Origin of the sequence: Paenibacillus sp. NPDC058367 (assembly GCF_042723305.1) — a bacterium.
Taxonomy (GTDB): Bacteria; Bacillota; Bacilli; order Paenibacillales; family Paenibacillaceae; genus Paenibacillus_AQ.
Genome location: NZ_JBHXIZ010000002.1, coordinates 28,855 through 48,797, shown reverse-complemented (window position 1 = coordinate 48,797; position 19,943 = coordinate 28,855). Strand labels below are relative to the sequence as shown.

Sequence of the window (19,943 nt, the reverse complement as noted above, 5' to 3'; positions counted from 1 at the left end):
GTTCCCATGAGTCACGTCTCTTCTCGCTGACTGATTTAGGTTCTTACATCTATTTACCCAAATTATAAAAATGAACACAAGCATCATTTGCTTCTTGGTATAAAGTCAATCGTTGACTCTTTTCAAGTGTTAATGATAATATTTGGAAATAAATATCTCAGCAAGGGAGAAGTTTACTGGTGAAAAAGACTACAATGAAAGACATCGCGCTACAAGCTAATGTCTCCGTTGCGACTGTAAGCTATGTTCTGAACCGCGTAGATAACCAAACCATTCCTGAGAAGACCCGCAATCAAATTCTGTCACTTGCCGAAGAACTTCATTACATTCCTAATCTAGCAGCCCGTTCGCTTGCCAATAAAAAAACGGGATTAGTAGGGATACTTGTCAATCATTCTGCTTATATGCCTCCTTGGAAACTCTATGCCCAGTTTACCTTTATCCGTGCTTTGGAACAGCGTTTAACGGATGCCGGATATCATACGCTGTTATATTCTCTTGGTACTGACCATCCTTCTCTGAATATCATCGTCGAAAGAAAGCTCGAAGCCGTCTTTCTGATCGATGTACACGATGAATCCTTCTATTCGATTTCCAAACATTTTGTAGAAGGCATCCCTTTGATTTTGATCGACAGCATGATTGAAGATAAGCTGTTTAAGCAAGTTCTTTACAATTATCGTTCAGCTCTACAAAAGGTAATGCCGGAGGATCTTTCACAGGTTTGTTTAATTATGGAGAGCTTCAATAACTCCCTACTCACTAGCTTTATCCAAGACAATCTTCCTTTACCTGAGAAAGCAATATTCAAAGTTCAAAATATGGAGGAATTGAATACAATCTTATCGGAGGGGATTTACAAAGAGGCCATAGTTATTAATGAGTTTATCGGAAGTTGTGTTGAAAGATCCGGGGTATTCGCACGTCTTTCTGTTCTATGTACCTGTAATTGCCCAGAAATGCTTGGAGAAGACGTTCAGAAATTCATATTCACTGGGGATAAATCAGCCACTGCTTTTGAACTAATGGAGGAGTTATTACATCGTCCTGACTACTCCAAACAAGAGAATAATCGTTATTTTGTTGATTAATTTTTTTTCGATATTCACTTAAGCGTTTAAGTCGAGAGGAGATTTACCCATGACAGATCCTGTATTAGCAAAACATGCATCCACCACCGCTCAATCCTATCCAACCCTTTGGGGAAACCGGAGATTTATGCTGCTACTCAGCTCCTATTCCATTTCTTTGTTTGGAAATACCTTTCACAGCATTGCTTTAAGTTTATGGGTACTTCAGACGACCGGAAGCGCTAAAATGATTGCCATTATTACGATAATCAATCTATTGCTCAGTTCTTTACTCGGATCGATAGGAGGCACACTCGCAGACAGGATCAATCGTAGAACCATTATGTTAATCACTGATTTGATAAGCTGCGGTCTAGCAGTTACGCTTGCTCTGACCATTTCCATGTCTTCTACATCATTCATTATCGTGGCCATATTAACGGGACTTACGACAGTCTCAGCATTATTCCAATCCCCTGCGTATCAAGCTTCAATTACCACTGTAGTTGGAAAAGAACATGTGCAAAAAGCAGTCGGGATTCTGAACCTGTCGGAGAACATCTGTAGGACGATTGGGTATTCGGCTGGAGGTATTTTTGTAGCAAGTTTTGGAGCGGCAGATGCCATATTATTTGATGGAGCTACATTTTTCGTTTCCTTTCTACTAGTTCTTGCTGTCCGCTCCCTTCCACTCCCAAACCGAGTGAATACCGGACCTAAAGAAGAAAGAAAATTCACACAGGATCTTGCGGATGGCGTTCGTTATATTTGGAAATACCCCTTCGCCCGAGCAATAATCATCATGCTTCCTACGCTCACTTTGTTCTTTATGCCTTCACTGATGCTAACGCAAGTTATGGCCGTCAAAGTATGGAATTCTAGTCCCTTTCAGTTTGGACTCATGGAAGCCTGTATTCCACTAGGTTATATGATTGGTTCCAGCATGATCTTGTTTCTCGGCTCCAAATTAAAGAATCGCGGCTTCTTTATCATGACTGGACTGCTATGTCTGGGTCCCCTGTACCTCCTGCTATCGTTCGTCACTACTGCTGCCTTAGCCATTCCCATCATTCTTCTTATTGGCTTTATGTTCTCATTCTGTACATTGCTGATAAATACCATCCTCAGGCTGGAAGTTTCGGAGGATATACAAGGTAGAGTCTTCGGTGTACTTGGGTCCATTATGAGTGTAGCACCCTCACTTGGTCTTACAGCCGTTTCATTCCTGTCCGATCACTTCAGTCCAGCCCCTGTCATGGGTTCCATCGGAGTCCTGCTACTACTATTTGCTTTATTAACCTTGACCAAGTTAAAGGTGATTCGAAATTATAAGTAATTTCAGAACATATCTTATGACCGTTATCGCCCGTTTTTCCTAATAACGCGCCTATTATGAAGCTCGATCAGTAATTGAACAACTATAATGATCAATAGAAAGATTCCCACGACACCTGTTAAAAATGGATAAATTAGAGGGAAAAATACACTTGGATAGCTTTTAGTAATATCCGAATAGTAGCCCATACCCATAAGTGATGTACCCGAGAACTCGATAAGCTTCACCCCTAGATGATTGTCACTTCTTTGAGCATAACTCAGCACCTTTTCTTCTATACTGCCATCATGTGAGATCGTGTTTATTTTCCATTTTCTCTTTTCCATCGGCTGACTATCATCTGTAAGTCTTTGGACTATATTAATTTCTTTCTCGCCAGTCTTTCGATCCGTAACAGTGAGAATATCTATCCATGAGAAATATCTGCTTCCTCGTTCCCGATTAGACAACCATATTTCATCAGGAGTTGAGATTTTTTGACCATTTAATAAAAACTGAACTTTCACAATATCTCCAGGCGGGACACTCTCCTCTTCATCCCAAAGGGTCAATTCTGCTTTCCTGCCTGTATTTTCTTCCTGGATCTTAATATGCTTATCATCAACCGTTAGTTCTTGAACGTTTAACGTATTATACCCTTTCTCAGCATGGTTGATCTCATAACGCTGATTGATTTGATCTGAAATCATATACTCACGGATATAGTTGAACAACGGGCTGAAAGAAATCGCTAGCAAGAAAAATGAAATCACCGATAAATAAATTATTTTTTTCATAATGAATCCTTGTGAGCGATCGTCAGCTTGAAATTTTGTCTTGAGCCACCTTCGAGGCCATTTGGAACCCCATCCTGCATAGGGAAGAAACCAAACTTCTGATAAAATCTTCTAGCAGGTTGGCCCTCTGGATGATCCTCACCAAAAGTAGTAACGAATATCTCTGCTGGGGTTTCGATACTTTCGATAATATAGTTAAGAAGGGCTGTCGCGACACCCTTATTTCTCTCTATGGCTGAAACAGATAACCAACCAATCTTGTAATTAGGGGCATTGGATGAAGAGAATAACACAGCTCCAAGTAATCTTGAACCTGGCGAACCATTGTTTTCTCGTACACAAAAAGCGCTTTGTCGCCTGATATTTTTTTCTAATGCTAGAGTGAAATTCGGATCATCTACCATCGGCCCAAAAAGGGACTCCACCTCTGCCGCTAGCTCCAGCCATCCTCTTATATCCTCCATAGTAGCTTTTACTACATTCATATATAAGTTCTCCTTTAGTAGTCTTGGTTACACCATTCGATACACTGAGGAATAAAGTTATCATAGTCATTTAAAGCAGTGATTGTATTTATTACTTCACGGGTTCCAAGTTCTCGCTCTGTATCATCCGTACTCTCTATTCCAAGTGACCGTCTGATATTATAAGCTAACCATTCTAGCTTCCCATGAAAACCATAGTTGAGCACATCGGACCAGTTAGCATAAATCTCGCCGCCATGATCGCGGTATGCATTAATAAGCGTGCAGAAAGCATCTTTGCTTACACTTCCCGATTCAAAGCCTGACCAATAAAGTGCTACATCTATTAACTCTTGGGTTGGATGGATAGGTCCTGCTGCTTCCCAGTCAATAATAATGGGTATCTGATGCTCATCCCATAGTACATTTTTTTGATCTAAATCCCGATGGCTGATCACCATATGATTCAATAATTGTTCCGCTGAAGAATCTACAAGTTGTTCCCAATGATTTATTTGGTTCAGGTTATCTAATAGCAAGCTAGACCATTCCAAACCATCCTGTTTTGCTGTTAGTGCATATTCATTCCAACAAACAGTGGATGTATTTACTGCCTCAAGATTTCCATTAGGATGATGATTAAGAAGTGTAGCGAAATCGATCTTATGAATTTTAGCAAGGTTTTCGCCAATCTTTTTACAACACCCTATATTAATACCTCCTGATGGCAATGCCTTACCTTCGACCCATGGAAATAATAAATAGAATTGACCCTCGAATTCATGCATAAAACTATCTTTGGATACGATGGCCGGTACTGCATTTATCCCATTTTGATAAGCCATATTTGCAACCTTTTCAGAAAGAGTATAGTTGTACATAGCTGTATCCCGCTGCATAATTTGAGGATTTAAAGCTTTCACTGCATAGAGCGCTTTGTCCGTTTGTAGACGATACATTCTGTGTAGAAGACCACCTGTTACCTGTTCTGGTTCATTTTTCAAATGACCTAACTCGTATTTTGCACATAGCATTTCGAAATTTAAGTTATAATTCAGATTTCCCATGTTATGTATCCCTTTCCTATCAATCAGAATCCCAACTTCAATAACCAAGCCGACAACTTCTCTTCCCGCTCTTTTAAGTCCCCATTTATGCGATTGAATTTACCAAGCCATTGCTCAGAAGCTATGCTGCCATCCAGCATATACAGGACACGTTCTGCCTGAGCAGCGACTTTCGCATCATGTGTAGCCAGTAGAATCGTTGTACCGGTCTGATTAATATTTATTAATATCTCCATAATTTCACTAGCAGCTTTAGAGTTCAATGCACCTGTTGGCTCATCACCAAATAGAATATCAGGCTCATTGATGATTGACCTGCAGATCGCTGCTCTTTGCAGTTGTCCACCCGACACTTGTGTAATATCACGCTCAGCGAGTGCAGAGATTCCGGTTTTTTTCATTAACTCAGCGGCTCTGTTATTGATGGTTCTACGACTAACGATTTTAGCTCGATAAGCGGATAAGATGATATTGTCCCGAATAGTCAGGTTTTTTAAAAGATGCATCTGCTGAAAAATAAATCCCATTTGATTTAAACGCAGTTCAGCTAATTCACTCTCAGAAAGACCACTGATGTCCTGCCCTTTAAAAACAACACTTCCTGAAGTCATCCGGTCCATACCGCTGATCGTATAGAGCAATGTTGATTTCCCTGAGCCAGAAGGCCCCATTATAGCTACGAGTTCTCCCTTTGATACCTGTAGATGAACATCTTTTAATACCGTCTGCGGGGTTCCTTGCCCGGTTACAAAGGTTTTATTTAAACCCTTCGTCTCTAATATGAACATACTACCACCTCACCCTCATTCGACAATCAGTTTAGATAAATTGGATTTCTTCATCGATATCGTGCTTACTACGGTTGTGAGTGCTACAATGAGCATGAAAAAAAGAGGGAGAACAAGATAAGCTATTACCGGATTAACTACAAACTGTATTTGGGATGCTCCCATAAAGGATCCGAGTAATTGAGTGAATTTTTGACCGATGGTATTAACTGCAAAGGTTCCGAGAATGATTCCAAGACCAGAAACCAGTAGCAGCCTTACCTGATATTGCTTTCGAATATCTTCTAACGTAAAGCCAATGCTTCTCAAAATTGCAATTTGCGAGACGTCCTTCGCTAGCAGCATTTTTAGAAATAAAGCTGTAATCAATACTGAAATTGATATCGAGATAGCAATGGATAAGCCAGTGACCAGCTTTAATTGGCGAATCGTATTCCCGAGCGTCTGAGATAAATAGCTTTCTAGATGAGTAACTTTGGCTGGATAAAATAACTTTGCATATTGATCCATTTTCTCCTGAACGGAAACATTCGGATTCACATCTAAAGCTACGATATACCATAGCACGGACTTCGGGTTATAAGGTAATCGGGCTTTTGCAGTTCGACCACCGTTCGTTATATCTTGGTAGATCCCGCTAACCGTCAATTTTTTCGAAGTGCCATCTACCTCCAAAAGAACGCTATCCCCTACCCTTTTGTTCCATTCCTTGGCATTCAGATCAGAAAGGGCAATCTCATCCCCACTTTCAGGGATTCCTCCGTTAATATAGGTGAGCGGAAAAATAGAGAAATCTCCTGTTTCAACATTGATATTCTCCCATACGCCATCGCTGCCTAGCACTTTAAATCGAGAAGTAATTAATGGTGAGAATTTAGCTATTTCGGAGTCCTTATTTAGCGTCGTTATCAGTTCATTAAATCGCTTCTCTATTTGATCAGATGGCTGCAAATCTATTCTCATGTCACTCTGACCTACACCCATATAAGAAATAAACCGAGGAGACTGAAGGGTATTCAATATATTTACTGGTACAAGAATGATAAACAGACAGATCACAAATACGAAGAATAGCAATCCGAACATGGTGAAGCGTCCATAAACATCCTTTAGGCCAAGAAAAACATTCACATTTATATGCCTGCGCTTACTCAGCACCATTCTACTTTTATTGCCTTTCAACTCCCCCACAGTCCCTGACCTTAAAGCCTCTACTACTGTTATACGATTAAACCTTCTAAGAATAACTCTGCAAAAGAACACAATCATGCCGAAGATCAAACCGACCGCTAAGACTGGAACAATAGGCTGAAGTATCGTTTTCGGAGCAGTCCCCAAGTACAATGTGATATTCGCTGTAAACAATCGCACCACACCCAAAGATAATAAATATCCTAGCAGTGAAGCGCATGCTGCCATAACCATATATTTTGCCAAATAGATCCTTCTAATATCTCGCTGTGAAATCCCAATTGCTTTCATGACGCCAATCTCTCTATAATCCTCCTCTAAGGTCGCGATCATCGTAAACCTTAAACATAGGACGGCAATAATCATAAGAAGGATACTTACCAAAATAATGACAACTGCAATAATCCCATCTGTCAGCGCATTCAGCGTCTTAAACAAAGGATAGTCTATCATTGGTCCTTTACCGGGCATATCTGAGGATTGATAGGTATTCCGGAACTCGCTAAGTCTACTTAAATCGGTGATTTGAAATTCAATTAAGTACTCAACTTCTCCATGGTTCTTCTTAAGTACATTATAATCCGTGTCATTTACGACAAAGCGCTTAGAGCTAACAATAGCTGGATTCATTTGGATGTCTCGAACAAAATCCGTAACCATAAATTTTTGATCTAACTGTCCATTGGAAAGGGTAACCTGATCACCAATCTTCAGATCATTCTGCTTCATATAATAAATAGGAACTGCGATTTCTCCTTCAGCTACCCTAATCACTTGATTCTCTAAATTCAGCAGCAAATCAAATGATGGGTTCTGCTTAACAAAACCTATATCCATTACGCTGTTCTCTTCCGACTTATTGCTGTTACCCAAGACAATCTGCGAGCCATCTATCCTTAGCATTTCTACTGTTTGTTGATTCTTAACAAGTGGATTTGTTGAGGCGAATTTTTGAATACCTGCGTTATCTATTGGACCAGCATGCATTTGAACAAAATGGGGAGCCTTTGATTTATCCAGCAAATGACTTAAAGAACCGGTCAATTCCATAATGACTTGAGAAGCACAAGCAGCAAGCAAGGCCGATAACATCATAAAAATAATTAAGACGATCGTTATAATTTTATTTCTTTGAAAATCTTTTTTCACAATGTGTAGCAGCATTGACGATCTCTCCCCTACGTCTCATTCATCCTCCCTGCACGGACCTTACTCAAACATTTGCGTTACGTAGGAAAAGCTTCCTTTTTCAGCTCCCAACGTAGTCTCCATAATATAAATAAAGCTCTGAATTTTGAGAATGATCTCTTCCGGTTGCCACTTGAAAATCCCTTCATCCAATAGAAATTGTGAGGCGACCAACAGAAATTCCATCGTTTCTTTAGGATAAGGACAGTGGAACAAGCTCTCCTCGATTCCCTGCTCAATCACCTCTGTCAACACAGGTGTTAGCTTCAAAATAGTTTCAGCCAAGCTTTTCTGATGGATTAGTGCATTCTCAGCTTGATGAAACTGTTCAATCATGTGACCTTTTCTCTCCGAATCAGGTTTCTGTGCCATTATGATTTGTAGTAGCTTTTCATGTACGGAGAGCTTTGAATCAGCAGCAATGATCTTCGCAACGTCTACTCCAGCATCGATGAATCGTGTGACCACTGCTTCCATAACCTCCTCCTTCGACTTGAAATAATAGTAGAACGTGCCCTTGGCAATCCCGATCTCCTGCAAGATGTCGTTCACTGTAGTTCTCGCATAACCTTTCGTAAAAAAAAGCATTTCTGCCTTATCTAATATTTCATTTCTGCGTTCTTCCGCTTCTTTGGAAATTCTCATTTATTCTGAGTCCTCCTTTTTATAGACCGACCGTCGGTCTATTCCATTTAAATACATTTAATACATCATGTCAATGATGTTCCAGCAAATTGGACAAAAGAAAAAAGGTAACCTCCAAAGAATGAGGTTACCTTAATGTGCAGTCAGTATAATCAGGAGACATTTTTGCGCTTTAGAATATGATACACATTGCTGAACATACCGGACAGGATGCCAGCAATTGGGAATACAGCCCAGTTAACGTCCCATCGCCCATAGACAAAGCCCGTAAACAGAAAAATCGCCGTCGCCAACGGCCACAACACAGCCCCAACAACTCCAACAAATCGGTTCTCTTCCTGCTTCTCTGCAGTGATGTTCGGCTCCTCCAGCAATTTCGTATAAGTTCCCTGAATATTCCCGTAATAGATGAATAGAAACACCGCCACAGCCGCAATAAAAAGAAAAGCAGCGACTCCATATGGAGCATAGTCATCGTTGACATAAGAAGTTGCGAAGATAAAGGTCGGCGACAGCACACAAAGACAGACGCCCACAATCAAAGCAAGGCGATAAGTCGGAGCATAAAGGGCTTGACTGCGCTGAAGCGCCGTTTTGAGCGCATAAGGTAGCTGAAAGCCTTGCTCTAGACTTTCGAAGCGCTCGAGTTTCATGCCGCTATGAATGAACATCCCAACGGCCACAGCGACCAGCACGAACATTCCGACCATCCCCAGCATTGAACCTTTATCAGCCATATCAGCATTATTTTCAAACAATGTACTAAGAGTAATCAACAGCGCCACCCCGCATGCGCAGAGAAAAACACCGAGACCGGTCCATAATCCGGAGCTACGTTTGGCAGCCGCATAAGCATAAACCTCTTCTTCACTCAGCATGGGCACAGTCTTCTCCTGTCTGGCTGGATGGATGCCTAGCTCAGCAGTCAGCTCCTCAATATTGCCGAATTCCGAAATAACGATACCGATCGCCTCATTCTCAGACTTACCATCCCGCTTCAGCTCCAGGTACTTATCTTCCATCCCGGACAGCAGCTCCTGCTTCAAACGCTCCAGTTCCGGAGTCTTCGGCAGACCTGCAAACATATTATCCAGATATACTATGATCGTCTCCATGCACTATCACCACTCCTTGATAAATTGGTTTACAACTTCCTGCGTAACCTTCCATTCCTCACATTTTTCTCGGTAATAGGCGAGACCCAGCGGGGTAATCCGGTAATATGTGCGCCGCTTGCCAAGACTCTCATCCAGATAAAAGGATTCAATGTACCCGTTCTTCTCCAGCCGGGTAAAGGCGGAATACAGCGTTGTCTCCTTCATGACATACTTCTCCTGAGTCAGCTGCCTGATATTCTTAGAAATCTCGTACCCGTAGGATTCCCCATCGAGCAGCATGTAGAGGATCATCGTATCATTGTAACCACGTATAACATCACTGCTGATCAAAAATGGTACCCCCTATGATTACTTCATCTGTCGTAGTAGTTGCAGTATACCATAATTACTACGACAGATGAAGTAGTTGCAAAAAAATAGGCAAAAAAATCTAAAAAGCATAAAAAAAGAGAATTGCTCTATGTGAGCAACTCTCCTCAAATCAGCTAGTTTCTTGAATTTTCAAAAATCTGATCAATCTTCTCTTTCGCACCTTCCCAGGAGGTCAATAATGGAAATCCATATTGTTCACGGGCTCTCAAATTCCATGGATGCGGAATACAGAGTACTTTCCTTCCGTCCTGCAATGCAGGAACCAAGTTGTGAACCCCGTCATCGATCAGAAGATCATAATTAATAAGATTCTTTCGTTTGCATGGGAAGAAATTTTCGATGGGAATAAACGGCATATGCTTCTGCAGCCAGTTCCATTTTTCAACAACTGCATTGGGCTGGGCCGCCGTAACAATAATAACATCATAAGCATTGTGCAGTTTCTCCATTTCACCTACAACATGCTCGTCGAATAATTCAAGCTCCTCATATAAACCAGGCCGCCCATAGAATACATCTTGTGTACAATCTGGATGACGTAAATGATCCGTATTCCAATCAAGCATCTCCTCGTACTTCAGTACATGAGTGGGGAAATCATTGTTGTTATGGTATATAGCTCGTTTGACTAGATGGCATATCGTGTCATCCATATCAACTGCAATTATAGGCTTTCTCATCTGTGTCCCCCATATGTTTTTTTATATTACTATTTAAGTATACACAATATAATTACTGTTTTCGTCTTGAGTTAGTTAAATTTCAATTTAATGTTTTTTAAACGCCTCTACGCATCTTTGACAGATACAGGCTTTACCACTCAGTTCCAAAGGTACCCTTTCTAGTAGTTCTGCAGGAATTTCCGTATGAAAACACCAACAATCACCACTATTAGCACCACAATGATTTAATTCTTTACATAAAGGACAATACCGTTGTTCAACTTGTTTATTTTTTATTTCCAAAGCTTCTACTCCCCCATACGATTAAACATTTCTCTTCTATTTAGTTACCAAGCATAGGATTATTCAATAAAGCATGCACAGCACTTTCCCAACATGCAATAAAGTCATTCACATTTTTTCCAATCATTTCATTCCTTCTATAGATCTTTGCAATACCTCTATACTTTCCTGAAGAAATGCCTTATTGTTCTCAATTCCTCTGGTTTTACACCAAACTACCGCACTAAAAGCATCATAAAAATTATAAAACGGTATAATATTTTCGAGATCAGGTAAAGGATGAATCGATTCGTAGCCTTGCACATAAGGGAGCCGTGTTAGCGGGTTTACTTCCCAGACGTATCGGTTTATTTTTGTAAAATCAATTTCGGAGGAACCACCACGAGCGCTCTCGTAATCAATTATACCAACGACTTCATTATCTTTTATTAATATATTGCCTGGTCGAAAATCCATATGAACAACACAAGGCCCATCAGGTTCAGGTAACACCGAATATACGCTATCAAAGTGAGTAATACATTTCTCAAATAAATCAGGATGAAGGAGTTCCTTACAAGGTTCTTTCCACTTTTCAAAATTATTTTTCAGGTATAATCTCCAGCTATTGTTCTCTACCATCTGAAAACCATCGGATCCATAACATCCATACGCTGGCATGGTAACTTCATGAAGCATGGCATGATAATTACCGATTTGAAACGCCAGACTCTGATCAATGTTACTCGTACAAGGCACCCCATCTATAGCGGAGAGAAGCAATGCACCGACACTTCTATTATCTCCGTCCCAGAAATCCAATACTTTTGGAACAGGTATAACACCCTTTAGTCTTTCAAGCATCTCATATTCGCGAACCAGTTTATCCCTGTTGTATGGAATTTTCACGTATACGTTGTCTAGATTATTAAGAGTAAGTTTATACACTTCAGAACTAAACGACTCTGGAACAGACTCTATATTCAAAACACTCAGCTTAAAAATTTCAATTAATTTATGTATGGATTTCATACGACTACCTCCAATCTCAAGGGAAAGGTGCTCTGTTCACGGTTGTGAACTCCCTATTCTTGCATTAAGATAGAGAACATTAGGAGTTTCTAAGGAACTCAACCGGGAGATTTGAACAGATGAAATTTAAGAATCACAGCTTTTCAGGTATCATTCATAGTGATCTGCTTGCTACCCAAGAGCTTCTATATAACCCGTGCAATCTTGATTGCTCTGACCTCATTCATGAACCACATAATGCTGATTATGGGGCGTATATATTTAATATAAACGCGCAATCCATTAGATTCCGTGTTGCAAAAATCACACCTACAAAGATCGGGCAGTTTGTCACGTTATGGGAGAGAATTGGAGATGGCCCCATCCAACCCTATGATATATCAGATCCTGCTGATCTCTTCGTTATAAGTACGCGCAATGAAAATCACTTTGGTCAATTTGTATTTCCAAAAGCTGTGTTAGGTAAACAAGATATATTATCCAATAAAGGTGAGGGTGGCAAAAGAGCACTACGAGTGTACCCGCCATGGGATAATCCCACGAGTCGTCAAGCTCAAAAAACACAAAAATGGCAGTTGGAATATTTCTTAGAGATACCGGTAATTAAGCCAGCAGACGTTCTTCGTGCGCAAACACTTTACGGTTTTCCAGTAAATCGAACAGTCTGACCTATGTCCTCCACATGTTTTATATCCGCCCATAAAATAAAATAATTGTACAAAGAATCTCCTATTTTCACCGCTTCTGGATATTTCAAAATAATAGCAGCCTGTTGATTCCATTCCTCTTCCTGATCAGCAGAAGGCACAATTAATCGTGCTTTCTCTTCCGCTTTTAACCCCTCTAGTGTCAGTTCAATGATTTGTGGATCAGAGCCATAAGGCTTCAGTTGATGAAATGCATCCTTGTTTGCTACTTCATCGATGGATAACCCCTCTCCAGAAATAGCGGATAATTGAAAAAATCCGTCGTTCCCCTGATACCTCTCAGCATATTCTGGATTTAGTTCCCACTCGGAGGGATACTTCAAAGTGACCTTATACTCTTTTGAAGTATATGTTGACAACCCCGATGGCTTAACCAGCATTCCGATTCCAGTACTTACTAATGCAATAGCCGCAATAATCAGGACCCCTAACCACCATCTTTTATACGTTGACGTCTTCACATTATCCCCCTAAATCAATATTTAGTTGACATGCACAGCATCAGGAAATAAGATATAAGCAAACATATGAGCAATCATTCATATGTATTGGTGAGGAGGAAATTACAATGAGTAATCTAAAAAATATCCTATCCCTAATTCTTTTCTCCATATTCCTTATTTCTTACCTTTTGAAGCTCCTTATACTTTACAAAAAGAACCACATTAAAGGAAACGTATTAGCTAAAGGAAATAAACGATCTATGATCCATTATACCGAGCTGTTCGTTAAGACTACTACTTTTGTGTGGGGAGCAGCGTGGTTTACGTTTTCCTTAGCGGAGTCATACATAGTTACACTAGTAGGAGAACATTTTAATCATCCGGCGATTCACTTTATCGGTGTTGGTGTAGTAGCCCTCGGATGTTCCATTTTCATACAAGCAATGATTGCCATGCGTACTTCGTGGAGAGTTGGGATTGATAAGTCTACTGTAACAAAACTCATCACGCACGGTATATATAAATTTAGTAGAAACGCCGCATTTGTCGGTTTTGATCTCATGTTTCTTGGATTGTATCTTATGTATCCAAATTCATTAACACTAATTATATTCTTTCTTAACATTGTAGCCATTCATTTACTTATTCTTCAGGAAGAGCAGCATTTAAAATCTGTATTCGGAGATGAATATATTCAATATTGTAATAATACACCTAGATATATTTTATTTTGAAATCTTGCCTACTGTAAATCCTATGCTTTCAAGCACGCCACAATTTACATTTTTTACAATATCCGAAAACATTCTCTTAATGTAATTACTATAGTATGAGGTTGTAAACATACATTAGGAGGGAAATTATGAAATCACCGAAAAAGTACGGCGTTAAGACGGCAATTGTAGCGACTGCAGCAACTGCTCTCTTCGTTTCCAACGTAGTCACTACACAAGCACCAAATCAGGCCAATGCAGCTTCATCAAACACAAGAAATGTGATTCTGTTTGTCGGTGACGGAATGGGTACTGCCCAGCGCAATGCCATCCGCCTAGCTACAGTAGGTGAAAAAGGAAATCTAGCGATGGATTCTATGCCATATGCTGGACTAATTCATACAAGCTCCACTGTCCCTGTTACAGATTCAGCTGCTTCAGCCACAGCCTATGCCAGCGGAGTCAAGACATATAACGGTGCCATTGGGATGAATGCAGATAAAAAGTCCGTACAAACCATTATGGAATATGCAAAATCAGCAGGGAAATCTACAGGCGTTGTAACTACCAGCCAAATTACTGATGCTACAGGCGCCGCCTTCGGTGCTCATGTTGAAGATCGCTCCAAACAAAGTGATATCGCTCTGCAGCTTCTGACCAAGAGCAAAGTTGACGTTCTTCTCGGTGGAGGCGAAGACTTCTGGTATCCTGCTGGGAATCCAGGTAAGTTCGCAGATGAGCCAGCTGAAGATCCTTCAGAGAAGAGCAAAGGAACGCAAGGGAACCTTGTAGACAAAGCTAAACAGCTTGGATACTCCTACGTAACGAACAAAACCGATATGCAAAAGGCGAAAAGCGGCAAGCTTCTCGGGTTATTTGCAAATGAGGAAATGTTCCAGCAAAAGCCAGAGGGTGAAGGAGATATCTACAACCCGGTTGTATCCCTGCCTGAAATGACGAAAAAAGCGCTAGACACGCTTGCAGCAAATAAAAACGGATTTTTCCTGATGGTTGAAGAAGAGGGTACTGACGAATTTGCACACCAAAACAATGCCAAGATGACGATTAAAGCGGGACAAGAGTTAGATAAGTCCGTACAGATTGCCAAAGATTTCGCTAAAAAGAATCCGGATACCCTTGTCCTAGTTCTCGCCGACCATGAAACAGGTGGATTCTCTATTGAAGCCGTAGATGCTGAAGATGAATCAGGTGACGGCATTTCCAAAGAAGATGGTCCGTTTGCCATCGCTAACTCCAAACAGAATTTCGTTGTAGACTGGACAACTTCAGGTCATACAGCAGTGGATATTCCAATTACGGCCATGGGCAAAAACGCTCAGTTGTTTACAGGAGTATACGAAAATACCGAAGTATTCACTAAGGTTGCGCAAGCCATGGGCATTAAAGTGAAATAAATAGATCGAACAACATAAAAGACTAGCCAGACTTTCTGGTTAGTCTTTTTGATTGATGAATCGCAATCCCGGGTTCTCCCTTATACACTATTATGATCTCCATACCTACTTAGCATCTGTTCGAATAACAAACGTGATTTCCTTAGTCTGGTCTAGCCACTCGCCTGTCAGTCGAAATCCCCGTATAATTGCCCCTGATTCATAATCCTTACTATCTGAACTAAGAAAAGCCGCCATATTCGAATCGAGCTTAAAAGTAGCTGTCTTATCCGCCCATTCAACATTTACCGGCTCTGCTGTTTCTTTTTTATACTTTAAAGTACCATTATCTTTCAAAATATAATCTGTCAATTTGTAGCTGTTTGGGGCTGTATTGCTAAATTCGATTTCTATGATTTCTCCAAGCTTCACATAGGGAATTGAAACATCCGGTTCAGTCATAAGGCTTTGGAAAGATACATTAACTTCTTCTGAATTAGTGTTCCTTTCAAGTGGCTTTAAGACAGATTGAATGACTCTCCCCTTGGTTGTAACCGTTACTTCCTTAATTACAGAATCACTTGCCTGTTCTTGATCGCAGGCTGAAAAAATAAACAGGAGTACAAGACCAAGGGTTAATAAGTATACTTTTCTCAAGGAAAACCCCCTTCTTCATTTCAGTTACAATGATGATCGACAGCGAGATACGAATCAATGCATATCCAAGGCGTCCAGTTTATGGGAAAGCTCATGGATTAACTCTAGCTCATGTAATACCATACTTCGGGTATAAAAATATAGCTCTTCAGAGTAATCCAAATCTTCACCGTTCCCAACCACTAGGGATAACTGTTGTAAATGTTCCAGCTTCTCTTTCATGTAAGTCTCTCTGTAATCAAGTAATCTTCGGCGGGCCTCCTGATCCAGTAGCTCATAATAAGCAAGACGAATAGACCATTCATTATCAATACGAATAGTCTCCAGTGAAAATTCGTTCAAGCAGATATGAAACCGCTCCTCACCCTCGGCTGTGATGGAATACACATACCGTTTAGGCCGGTTTTCCTGCATTTCCGTTTTTTTAATCACCCAACCTCGCTTTTCAAACAATTTCAGCTTCGGATACAGCGAATTATTATTAACGATTTTATCGTTACTCATTACGAAAATGATATTTTTTTTAATCTCATAACCATGTTTTGACCCTTTCATTAATTGAGCCAGAATCAAGACTTCAATATCCATATTCATCCTCCGAACTACCGGACTTCATTTCCGGTCATTTTCTTATCTTACCTCAAGGACTGCATTTGTGCCAAATACTTCGTGATTTTATGCACATACTTTTATCGTTCCGTTCGATAGTATAGGTTAAAATAACCTAGTTATTTTTAACCTGTGTATAGAGAGGAAGTTATAGCATGGAATTCGCACATTTGTTCAGCAGAGGTACGATAGGAAATATGGAGCTTAAGAACCGGGTCATTTTGCCTGCCATGGGAACAAAAATGAATGCTCCGGGTGGGTATGTCAGCGAGCGCTTGATTGATTACCATGTAGCACGCGCAAAAGGAGGTAACGGCTTAAATACAGTTGAAGTAACAACCGTTCACCCAACGGCTGCTTCTGAGGATGCTCCAGCCATTTTTGATGATAAATTCATTCCTGGTATGACCCAATTGGCTCATGCTATTCGTGATGCAGGCGGCAAAAGCTGTCTTCAGTTATGGCATGGAGGGAAAGTAACTCCCAACCTGATTCAAGTCTCCTCCTCCCCTGTCCCTTTCGAGGGTGTAACACATATCCCCCGAGAGCTGGAGAATCACGAAGTTAGTGAGATGGTTCAAGCTTACGCAGATGCTGCTTCACGTGCGAAAAAAGCTGGATTTGACAGTGTAGAATTCCATGCTGGTCATGGTTATTTGCCACAACAATTTCTAAGCCCAGCGATGAACTTCCGTCAGGATGAGTACGGCGGTTCCTGGGAGAATCGTTGTCGCTTTCCGCTCGCTTGTATCCGTGCCATTCGAGAAGCCGTTGGACCTAGGTTCCCTATCTTGATGAGAATCTCTGCTATCGAAGATCTTCCCGGCGGACTTACACTGGAAGATATGAAGCTCTTCTCGAAGCTCGCTGAGGATGCTGGTATTGATGCGATTAATGTATCGCGCGGCGTTCCAGCAGGCGCAGCTATTAAATATGAAGTACCACCTATCGATTTACCTGTGGGCTTCAATGTAGATAACGCAGCACAAATTAAATCCGTGGTTAACATTCCAGTTATAGCTGTAGGTCGTATTAATGATCCAGCTATTGCTAATCGAATTATTGCCGAAGGACTGGCTGATTTCGTAGCTATTGGCCGCGCTCAATTGGCAGATCCTGAATTCTGTAACAAAGCATTAGCTGGACGCGCGGACACCATTGTTAAATGTGTGGGTTGTGATCAAGGCTGCTTCGATGGATTCGTAAATCCGAAGGTGCCTTTCATCAGCTGTGTATTTAATCCTGCTACCGGAAGAGAAAGTGAATATGAATTACAACGAGCGAGCACACCAAAAAAAGTACTTATAGCCGGTGGTGGGCCAGCCGGATTAGAAGCAGCAATCACACTGAAACGTCGTGGGCATTCTCCAATTTTATGCGAAAAAAATGACATTCTAGGCGGACAGCTTTATATCGCTGGTGCCGCACCGCGTAAAGAAGAAATGACCGCGGCTGCTCTGAATATGGGAGAGACCGCTAAACGTGAAGGTGTAGAAATCCGAATGAATACGGAGGTTACTCCAGAGCTTATTCAAGAAATTAGTCCGGATGAAGTCATTCTTGCAATCGGATCAGCCCCGATTATTCCTCCAGTAGAAGGTGTTCTGAGTAGTCATGTTGTAAATTCACATGATGTATTATGGGGAACAGCTCACCCTGAAGGTCGAGTTGTTATTATTGGAGGGGGTTTGGTCGGTCTCGAGGTCGCTGAGCTCCTGGTCGAACGCGGAAATCAAATCACTGTTGTAGAAATGCAAGCCGATGTAGCAAATGATCTGGGTATCCTTCGTAAAATCTGTGTAATGGAAAGCTTATATGGCCACGGTGTTAGATTAATGACCAACAGCAAGTGCATGACGATCCAAAAGAATAGCGTGATGGTTGAAAAAGATGGGGAGCTTCTCAGCCTGCCAGCCGATTATGTAGTAATCGCAGTAGGATCACGCGCCCTAAACAAACAACCCCTTCAGAACTTCTTGGAGGAAAGCTCCATTCCTTATCATGTAATTGGGGATGCAGTACAAGCTCGCAGAGCGCTTAATGCTATTTGGGAGGGTGCAGAATTAGCTAGACGAATTTAGTTCATATAGTCAATTAGATTTATGAATAAACCCGGCAGGTCGCACCTGCCGGGTTGCGTTCTTATCAGAACTATCTGAAAAATCAACTTTCAGGGGCTAATAAGTGCGTTAGTGCCTGCACTTGTTCCATATGTATTCGTCTTCTATAAAGCACCTTAACTCGCCCTCATTCATGAACTTGATCTTCACCCCTGAACGATATTTTCATTCTCATGTCAATGTAGAAGACACGCTAAAATTGAGTATCGGCAGCCCGATAAAAGCAGCATATCTTTCAACAGCTTTAAACACAGCTTCTTCAGCATTTCCAAGTTCTCTAAATGGATGAATGACTATCTCAATTCCTTTTTTCTTAATCGAACGTTTCCATGTACCTATAACTTGGCCACCAACAACAATCATAGGCAGGAAAACACCGTTGTTGCCAGGAACAATTAAAGGAGCCGTCTCAGGTTCAAGTACAGCACTCCGGTCTTTATAACCAAGAATGTACTCATCGAAACCTGGAAGTAAATAGATACCTGACTCTTCATCCGCTGAAACTACTCGATGGTTAGACATCCAATGCTCATTGCCATTTATATCTGTCGATTGAAGTTCTTTTTTCACAGATTCTAGCCCTCGTCTGGCATCTGTAAGGGTTATGCCTGCCCACCAAGCGAAGTCCTGAACGGTCGCTAATCCACGGGCTGTAAAATACCGCAAGGCGAGTTCTTGCAACGATTGTTCGTAAGATAGCTCTCGGCAATCTGGCACCCATTCCTCTAACAATACAATCGTTTGCTGTTTACCATTCATCGGACCAAAACAAATCAGTCCTTGATAGGCACTATTCCAGAGCATGTGATAACCGCGTTGATTCCCCGTGTAGATGCCTTCCTCTTCTATTAGCTGAAGTAGGACCGAACGATCCATTTGCTTCCCGCCCTTTAGAGCATCCACAATAATTTTTCTACAGCGCTCCAGTGTCTGATCATCAAGTCCAAGCTCAGCCATTCGCCGCTTCGTTTGTGATGCTAAACGCGGTGCAGAGAGCTGTAGCATCCATTTTACATCTTCTGCTGGGACGAAATGAAGCGTACCTCGCAGCGTCCAAGTAAGAATAATCTTGCGGTCAGCGATTGCACGCTCTATATCAGCTAATTTCGTAGCAGGAGAACGTAGTCCGATGGCCCAAACCGCCTGCATATAGTCTTGCGCTTGCATAGCCCCCATTTTTTTCACGACCTGCTCTGGTGTGTGATGTAAAGAGCCTGCAATCATTTGATTATACAACCTACTATTTGCAATAAGATTATTCGTCACACTACTCCCCCTTTTCAGAAATGAATCCTCAAATTATATACTT

The 19,943-nt window shown here is 41.2% G+C and carries 21 protein-coding genes; 6 read left to right on the top strand and 15 right to left on the bottom strand.

Features of this window, described 5'->3' with window-relative positions:
- Nucleotides 1–179 precede the first annotated feature (179 nt).
- Together ACFWMP_RS10780 and ACFWMP_RS10775 are read left to right on the top strand one after the other, a co-directional pair.
- Complete coding sequence (locus ACFWMP_RS10780) at nt 180–1,091, top strand: LacI family DNA-binding transcriptional regulator (RefSeq protein ID WP_042189867.1); 912 nt, start codon at nt 180–182, stop codon at nt 1,089–1,091.
- 49 nt (nt 1,092–1,140) lie between these two features.
- Nucleotides 1,141–2,406 carry an MFS transporter gene (locus tag ACFWMP_RS10775; RefSeq protein ID WP_339242469.1) on the top strand — a complete coding sequence of 422 codons (1,266 nt, stop codon included), beginning with the start codon at nt 1,141–1,143 and terminating at the stop codon, nt 2,404–2,406.
- A gap of 23 nt (nt 2,407–2,429) precedes the next feature.
- On the opposite strand, the gene ACFWMP_RS10770 is transcribed toward ACFWMP_RS10775, so the two are convergent.
- The 11 genes from ACFWMP_RS10770 to ACFWMP_RS10720 form a co-directional block, all read right to left on the bottom strand.
- On the bottom strand, nt 2,430–3,182 hold the full coding sequence (locus ACFWMP_RS10770; protein ID WP_339242470.1) for a hypothetical protein: 753 nt from the start codon (nt 3,180–3,182) through the stop codon (nt 2,430–2,432).
- Nucleotides 3,179–3,667 carry a GNAT family N-acetyltransferase gene (locus ACFWMP_RS10765; protein ID WP_379423665.1) on the bottom strand — a complete coding sequence of 163 codons (489 nt, stop codon included), beginning with the start codon at nt 3,665–3,667 and terminating at the stop codon, nt 3,179–3,181. The genes ACFWMP_RS10770 and ACFWMP_RS10765 overlap by 4 nt, the downstream gene beginning before the upstream one ends.
- A 14-nt stretch (nt 3,668–3,681) precedes the next feature.
- A complete protein-coding gene (locus ACFWMP_RS10760) occupies nt 3,682–4,713 on the bottom strand; it encodes an aminoglycoside phosphotransferase family protein (RefSeq protein ID WP_339242474.1) in 1,032 nt (343 codons plus the stop codon).
- A 23-nt stretch (nt 4,714–4,736) separates the two neighbouring features.
- Entirely contained in the window at nt 4,737–5,501 is a 765-nt protein-coding gene (locus ACFWMP_RS10755; RefSeq protein ID WP_379423662.1) for an ABC transporter ATP-binding protein, read from the bottom strand.
- A 15-nt stretch (nt 5,502–5,516) separates the two neighbouring features.
- Complete coding sequence (locus ACFWMP_RS10750) at nt 5,517–7,856, bottom strand: ABC transporter permease (protein WP_339242479.1); 2,340 nt, start codon at nt 7,854–7,856, stop codon at nt 5,517–5,519.
- Between the two features lie 45 nt (nt 7,857–7,901).
- A complete protein-coding gene (locus ACFWMP_RS10745) occupies nt 7,902–8,525 on the bottom strand; it encodes a TetR/AcrR family transcriptional regulator (RefSeq protein ID WP_339242482.1) in 624 nt (207 codons plus the stop codon).
- 152 nt (nt 8,526–8,677) lie between these two features.
- Nucleotides 8,678–9,640 carry a permease prefix domain 1-containing protein gene (locus ACFWMP_RS10740; RefSeq protein ID WP_379423659.1) on the bottom strand — a complete coding sequence of 321 codons (963 nt, stop codon included), beginning with the start codon at nt 9,638–9,640 and terminating at the stop codon, nt 8,678–8,680.
- A gap of 6 nt (nt 9,641–9,646) precedes the next feature.
- Complete coding sequence (locus ACFWMP_RS10735) at nt 9,647–9,973, bottom strand: PadR family transcriptional regulator (protein ID WP_042189881.1); 327 nt, start codon at nt 9,971–9,973, stop codon at nt 9,647–9,649.
- A gap of 155 nt (nt 9,974–10,128) precedes the next feature.
- Entirely contained in the window at nt 10,129–10,695 is a 567-nt protein-coding gene (locus ACFWMP_RS10730) for a 5' nucleotidase, NT5C type (RefSeq protein WP_339242486.1), read from the bottom strand.
- Nucleotides 10,696–10,782: 87 nt separating this feature from the next.
- Entirely contained in the window at nt 10,783–10,980 is a 198-nt protein-coding gene (locus ACFWMP_RS10725) for a cysteine-rich CWC family protein (RefSeq protein ID WP_197071231.1), read from the bottom strand.
- 123 nt (nt 10,981–11,103) lie between these two features.
- On the bottom strand, nt 11,104–11,991 hold the full coding sequence (locus tag ACFWMP_RS10720; RefSeq protein WP_341124608.1) for a phosphotransferase: 888 nt from the start codon (nt 11,989–11,991) through the stop codon (nt 11,104–11,106).
- A gap of 119 nt (nt 11,992–12,110) precedes the next feature.
- On the opposite strand from ACFWMP_RS10720, the gene ACFWMP_RS10715 reads away from it, so the two are divergent.
- Nucleotides 12,111–12,659 (top strand): MepB family protein, encoded by a 549-nt coding sequence (locus tag ACFWMP_RS10715; RefSeq protein WP_341124607.1) that lies wholly within the window; start codon nt 12,111–12,113, stop codon nt 12,657–12,659.
- Here the strand turns inward: ACFWMP_RS10715 and ACFWMP_RS10710 are convergent.
- Nucleotides 12,629–13,159, bottom strand: coding sequence for a hypothetical protein (locus tag ACFWMP_RS10710; RefSeq protein WP_052404355.1), 531 nt, complete (start codon nt 13,157–13,159; stop codon nt 12,629–12,631). The two genes, ACFWMP_RS10715 and ACFWMP_RS10710, sit on opposite strands and share 31 nt — an antisense overlap.
- 107 nt (nt 13,160–13,266) lie before the next feature.
- On the opposite strand from ACFWMP_RS10710, the gene ACFWMP_RS10705 reads away from it, so the two are divergent.
- Both ACFWMP_RS10705 and ACFWMP_RS10700 read left to right on the top strand, forming a co-directional pair.
- On the top strand, nt 13,267–13,875 hold the full coding sequence (locus tag ACFWMP_RS10705) for a methyltransferase family protein (RefSeq protein WP_339797232.1): 609 nt from the start codon (nt 13,267–13,269) through the stop codon (nt 13,873–13,875).
- A 128-nt stretch (nt 13,876–14,003) separates the two neighbouring features.
- Complete coding sequence (locus ACFWMP_RS10700; protein WP_339797234.1) at nt 14,004–15,269, top strand: alkaline phosphatase; 1,266 nt, start codon at nt 14,004–14,006, stop codon at nt 15,267–15,269.
- Nucleotides 15,270–15,374: 105 nt separating this feature from the next.
- On the opposite strand, the gene ACFWMP_RS10695 is transcribed toward ACFWMP_RS10700, so the two are convergent.
- A complete protein-coding gene (locus ACFWMP_RS10695) occupies nt 15,375–15,905 on the bottom strand; it encodes a hypothetical protein (RefSeq protein WP_339797236.1) in 531 nt (176 codons plus the stop codon).
- A 54-nt stretch (nt 15,906–15,959) separates the two neighbouring features.
- Nucleotides 15,960–16,493 carry a PadR family transcriptional regulator gene (locus ACFWMP_RS10690; protein ID WP_052404357.1) on the bottom strand — a complete coding sequence of 178 codons (534 nt, stop codon included), beginning with the start codon at nt 16,491–16,493 and terminating at the stop codon, nt 15,960–15,962.
- Between the two features lie 176 nt (nt 16,494–16,669).
- Between ACFWMP_RS10690 and baiCD the strand changes: the two genes are divergently transcribed.
- Nucleotides 16,670–18,595: a bile acid Fe-S flavoenzyme BaiCD gene (baiCD, locus tag ACFWMP_RS10685; RefSeq protein ID WP_379423653.1), complete on the top strand. Its 1,926-nt coding sequence runs from the start codon at nt 16,670–16,672 to the stop codon at nt 18,593–18,595.
- Nucleotides 18,596–18,805: 210 nt separating this feature from the next.
- Here baiCD and ACFWMP_RS10680 read toward each other — a convergent pair whose 3' ends face one another.
- Nucleotides 18,806–19,900 carry a winged helix DNA-binding domain-containing protein gene (locus ACFWMP_RS10680; RefSeq protein WP_379423651.1) on the bottom strand — a complete coding sequence of 365 codons (1,095 nt, stop codon included), beginning with the start codon at nt 19,898–19,900 and terminating at the stop codon, nt 18,806–18,808.
- Nucleotides 19,901–19,943: the final 43 nt, after the last annotated feature.

Coding starts and splice junctions, on each gene's coding strand:
- ACFWMP_RS10755 (WP_379423662.1), bottom strand. CDS start 5,501: ATGTTCATATTAGAGACGAAGGGTTTAAATAAAACCTTTGTAACCGGG.
- ACFWMP_RS10760 (WP_339242474.1), bottom strand. CDS start 4,713: ATGGGAAATCTGAATTATAACTTAAATTTCGAAATGCTATGTGCAAAA.
- ACFWMP_RS10765 (WP_379423665.1), bottom strand. CDS start 3,667: ATGAATGTAGTAAAAGCTACTATGGAGGATATAAGAGGATGGCTGGAG.
- ACFWMP_RS10730 (WP_339242486.1), bottom strand. CDS start 10,695: ATGAGAAAGCCTATAATTGCAGTTGATATGGATGACACGATATGCCAT.
- ACFWMP_RS10740 (WP_379423659.1), bottom strand. CDS start 9,640: ATGGAGACGATCATAGTATATCTGGATAATATGTTTGCAGGTCTGCCG.
- ACFWMP_RS10745 (WP_339242482.1), bottom strand. CDS start 8,525: ATGAGAATTTCCAAAGAAGCGGAAGAACGCAGAAATGAAATATTAGAT.
- ACFWMP_RS10715 (WP_341124607.1), top strand. CDS start 12,111: ATGAAATTTAAGAATCACAGCTTTTCAGGTATCATTCATAGTGATCTG.
- ACFWMP_RS10770 (WP_339242470.1), bottom strand. CDS start 3,182: ATGAAAAAAATAATTTATTTATCGGTGATTTCATTTTTCTTGCTAGCG.
- ACFWMP_RS10700 (WP_339797234.1), top strand. CDS start 14,004: ATGAAATCACCGAAAAAGTACGGCGTTAAGACGGCAATTGTAGCGACT.
- ACFWMP_RS10705 (WP_339797232.1), top strand. CDS start 13,267: ATGAGTAATCTAAAAAATATCCTATCCCTAATTCTTTTCTCCATATTC.
- ACFWMP_RS10775 (WP_339242469.1), top strand. CDS start 1,141: ATGACAGATCCTGTATTAGCAAAACATGCATCCACCACCGCTCAATCC.
- ACFWMP_RS10750 (WP_339242479.1), bottom strand. CDS start 7,856: ATGCTGCTACACATTGTGAAAAAAGATTTTCAAAGAAATAAAATTATA.
- baiCD (WP_379423653.1), top strand. CDS start 16,670: ATGGAATTCGCACATTTGTTCAGCAGAGGTACGATAGGAAATATGGAG.
- ACFWMP_RS10720 (WP_341124608.1), bottom strand. CDS start 11,991: ATGAAATCCATACATAAATTAATTGAAATTTTTAAGCTGAGTGTTTTG.
- ACFWMP_RS10690 (WP_052404357.1), bottom strand. CDS start 16,493: ATGGATATTGAAGTCTTGATTCTGGCTCAATTAATGAAAGGGTCAAAA.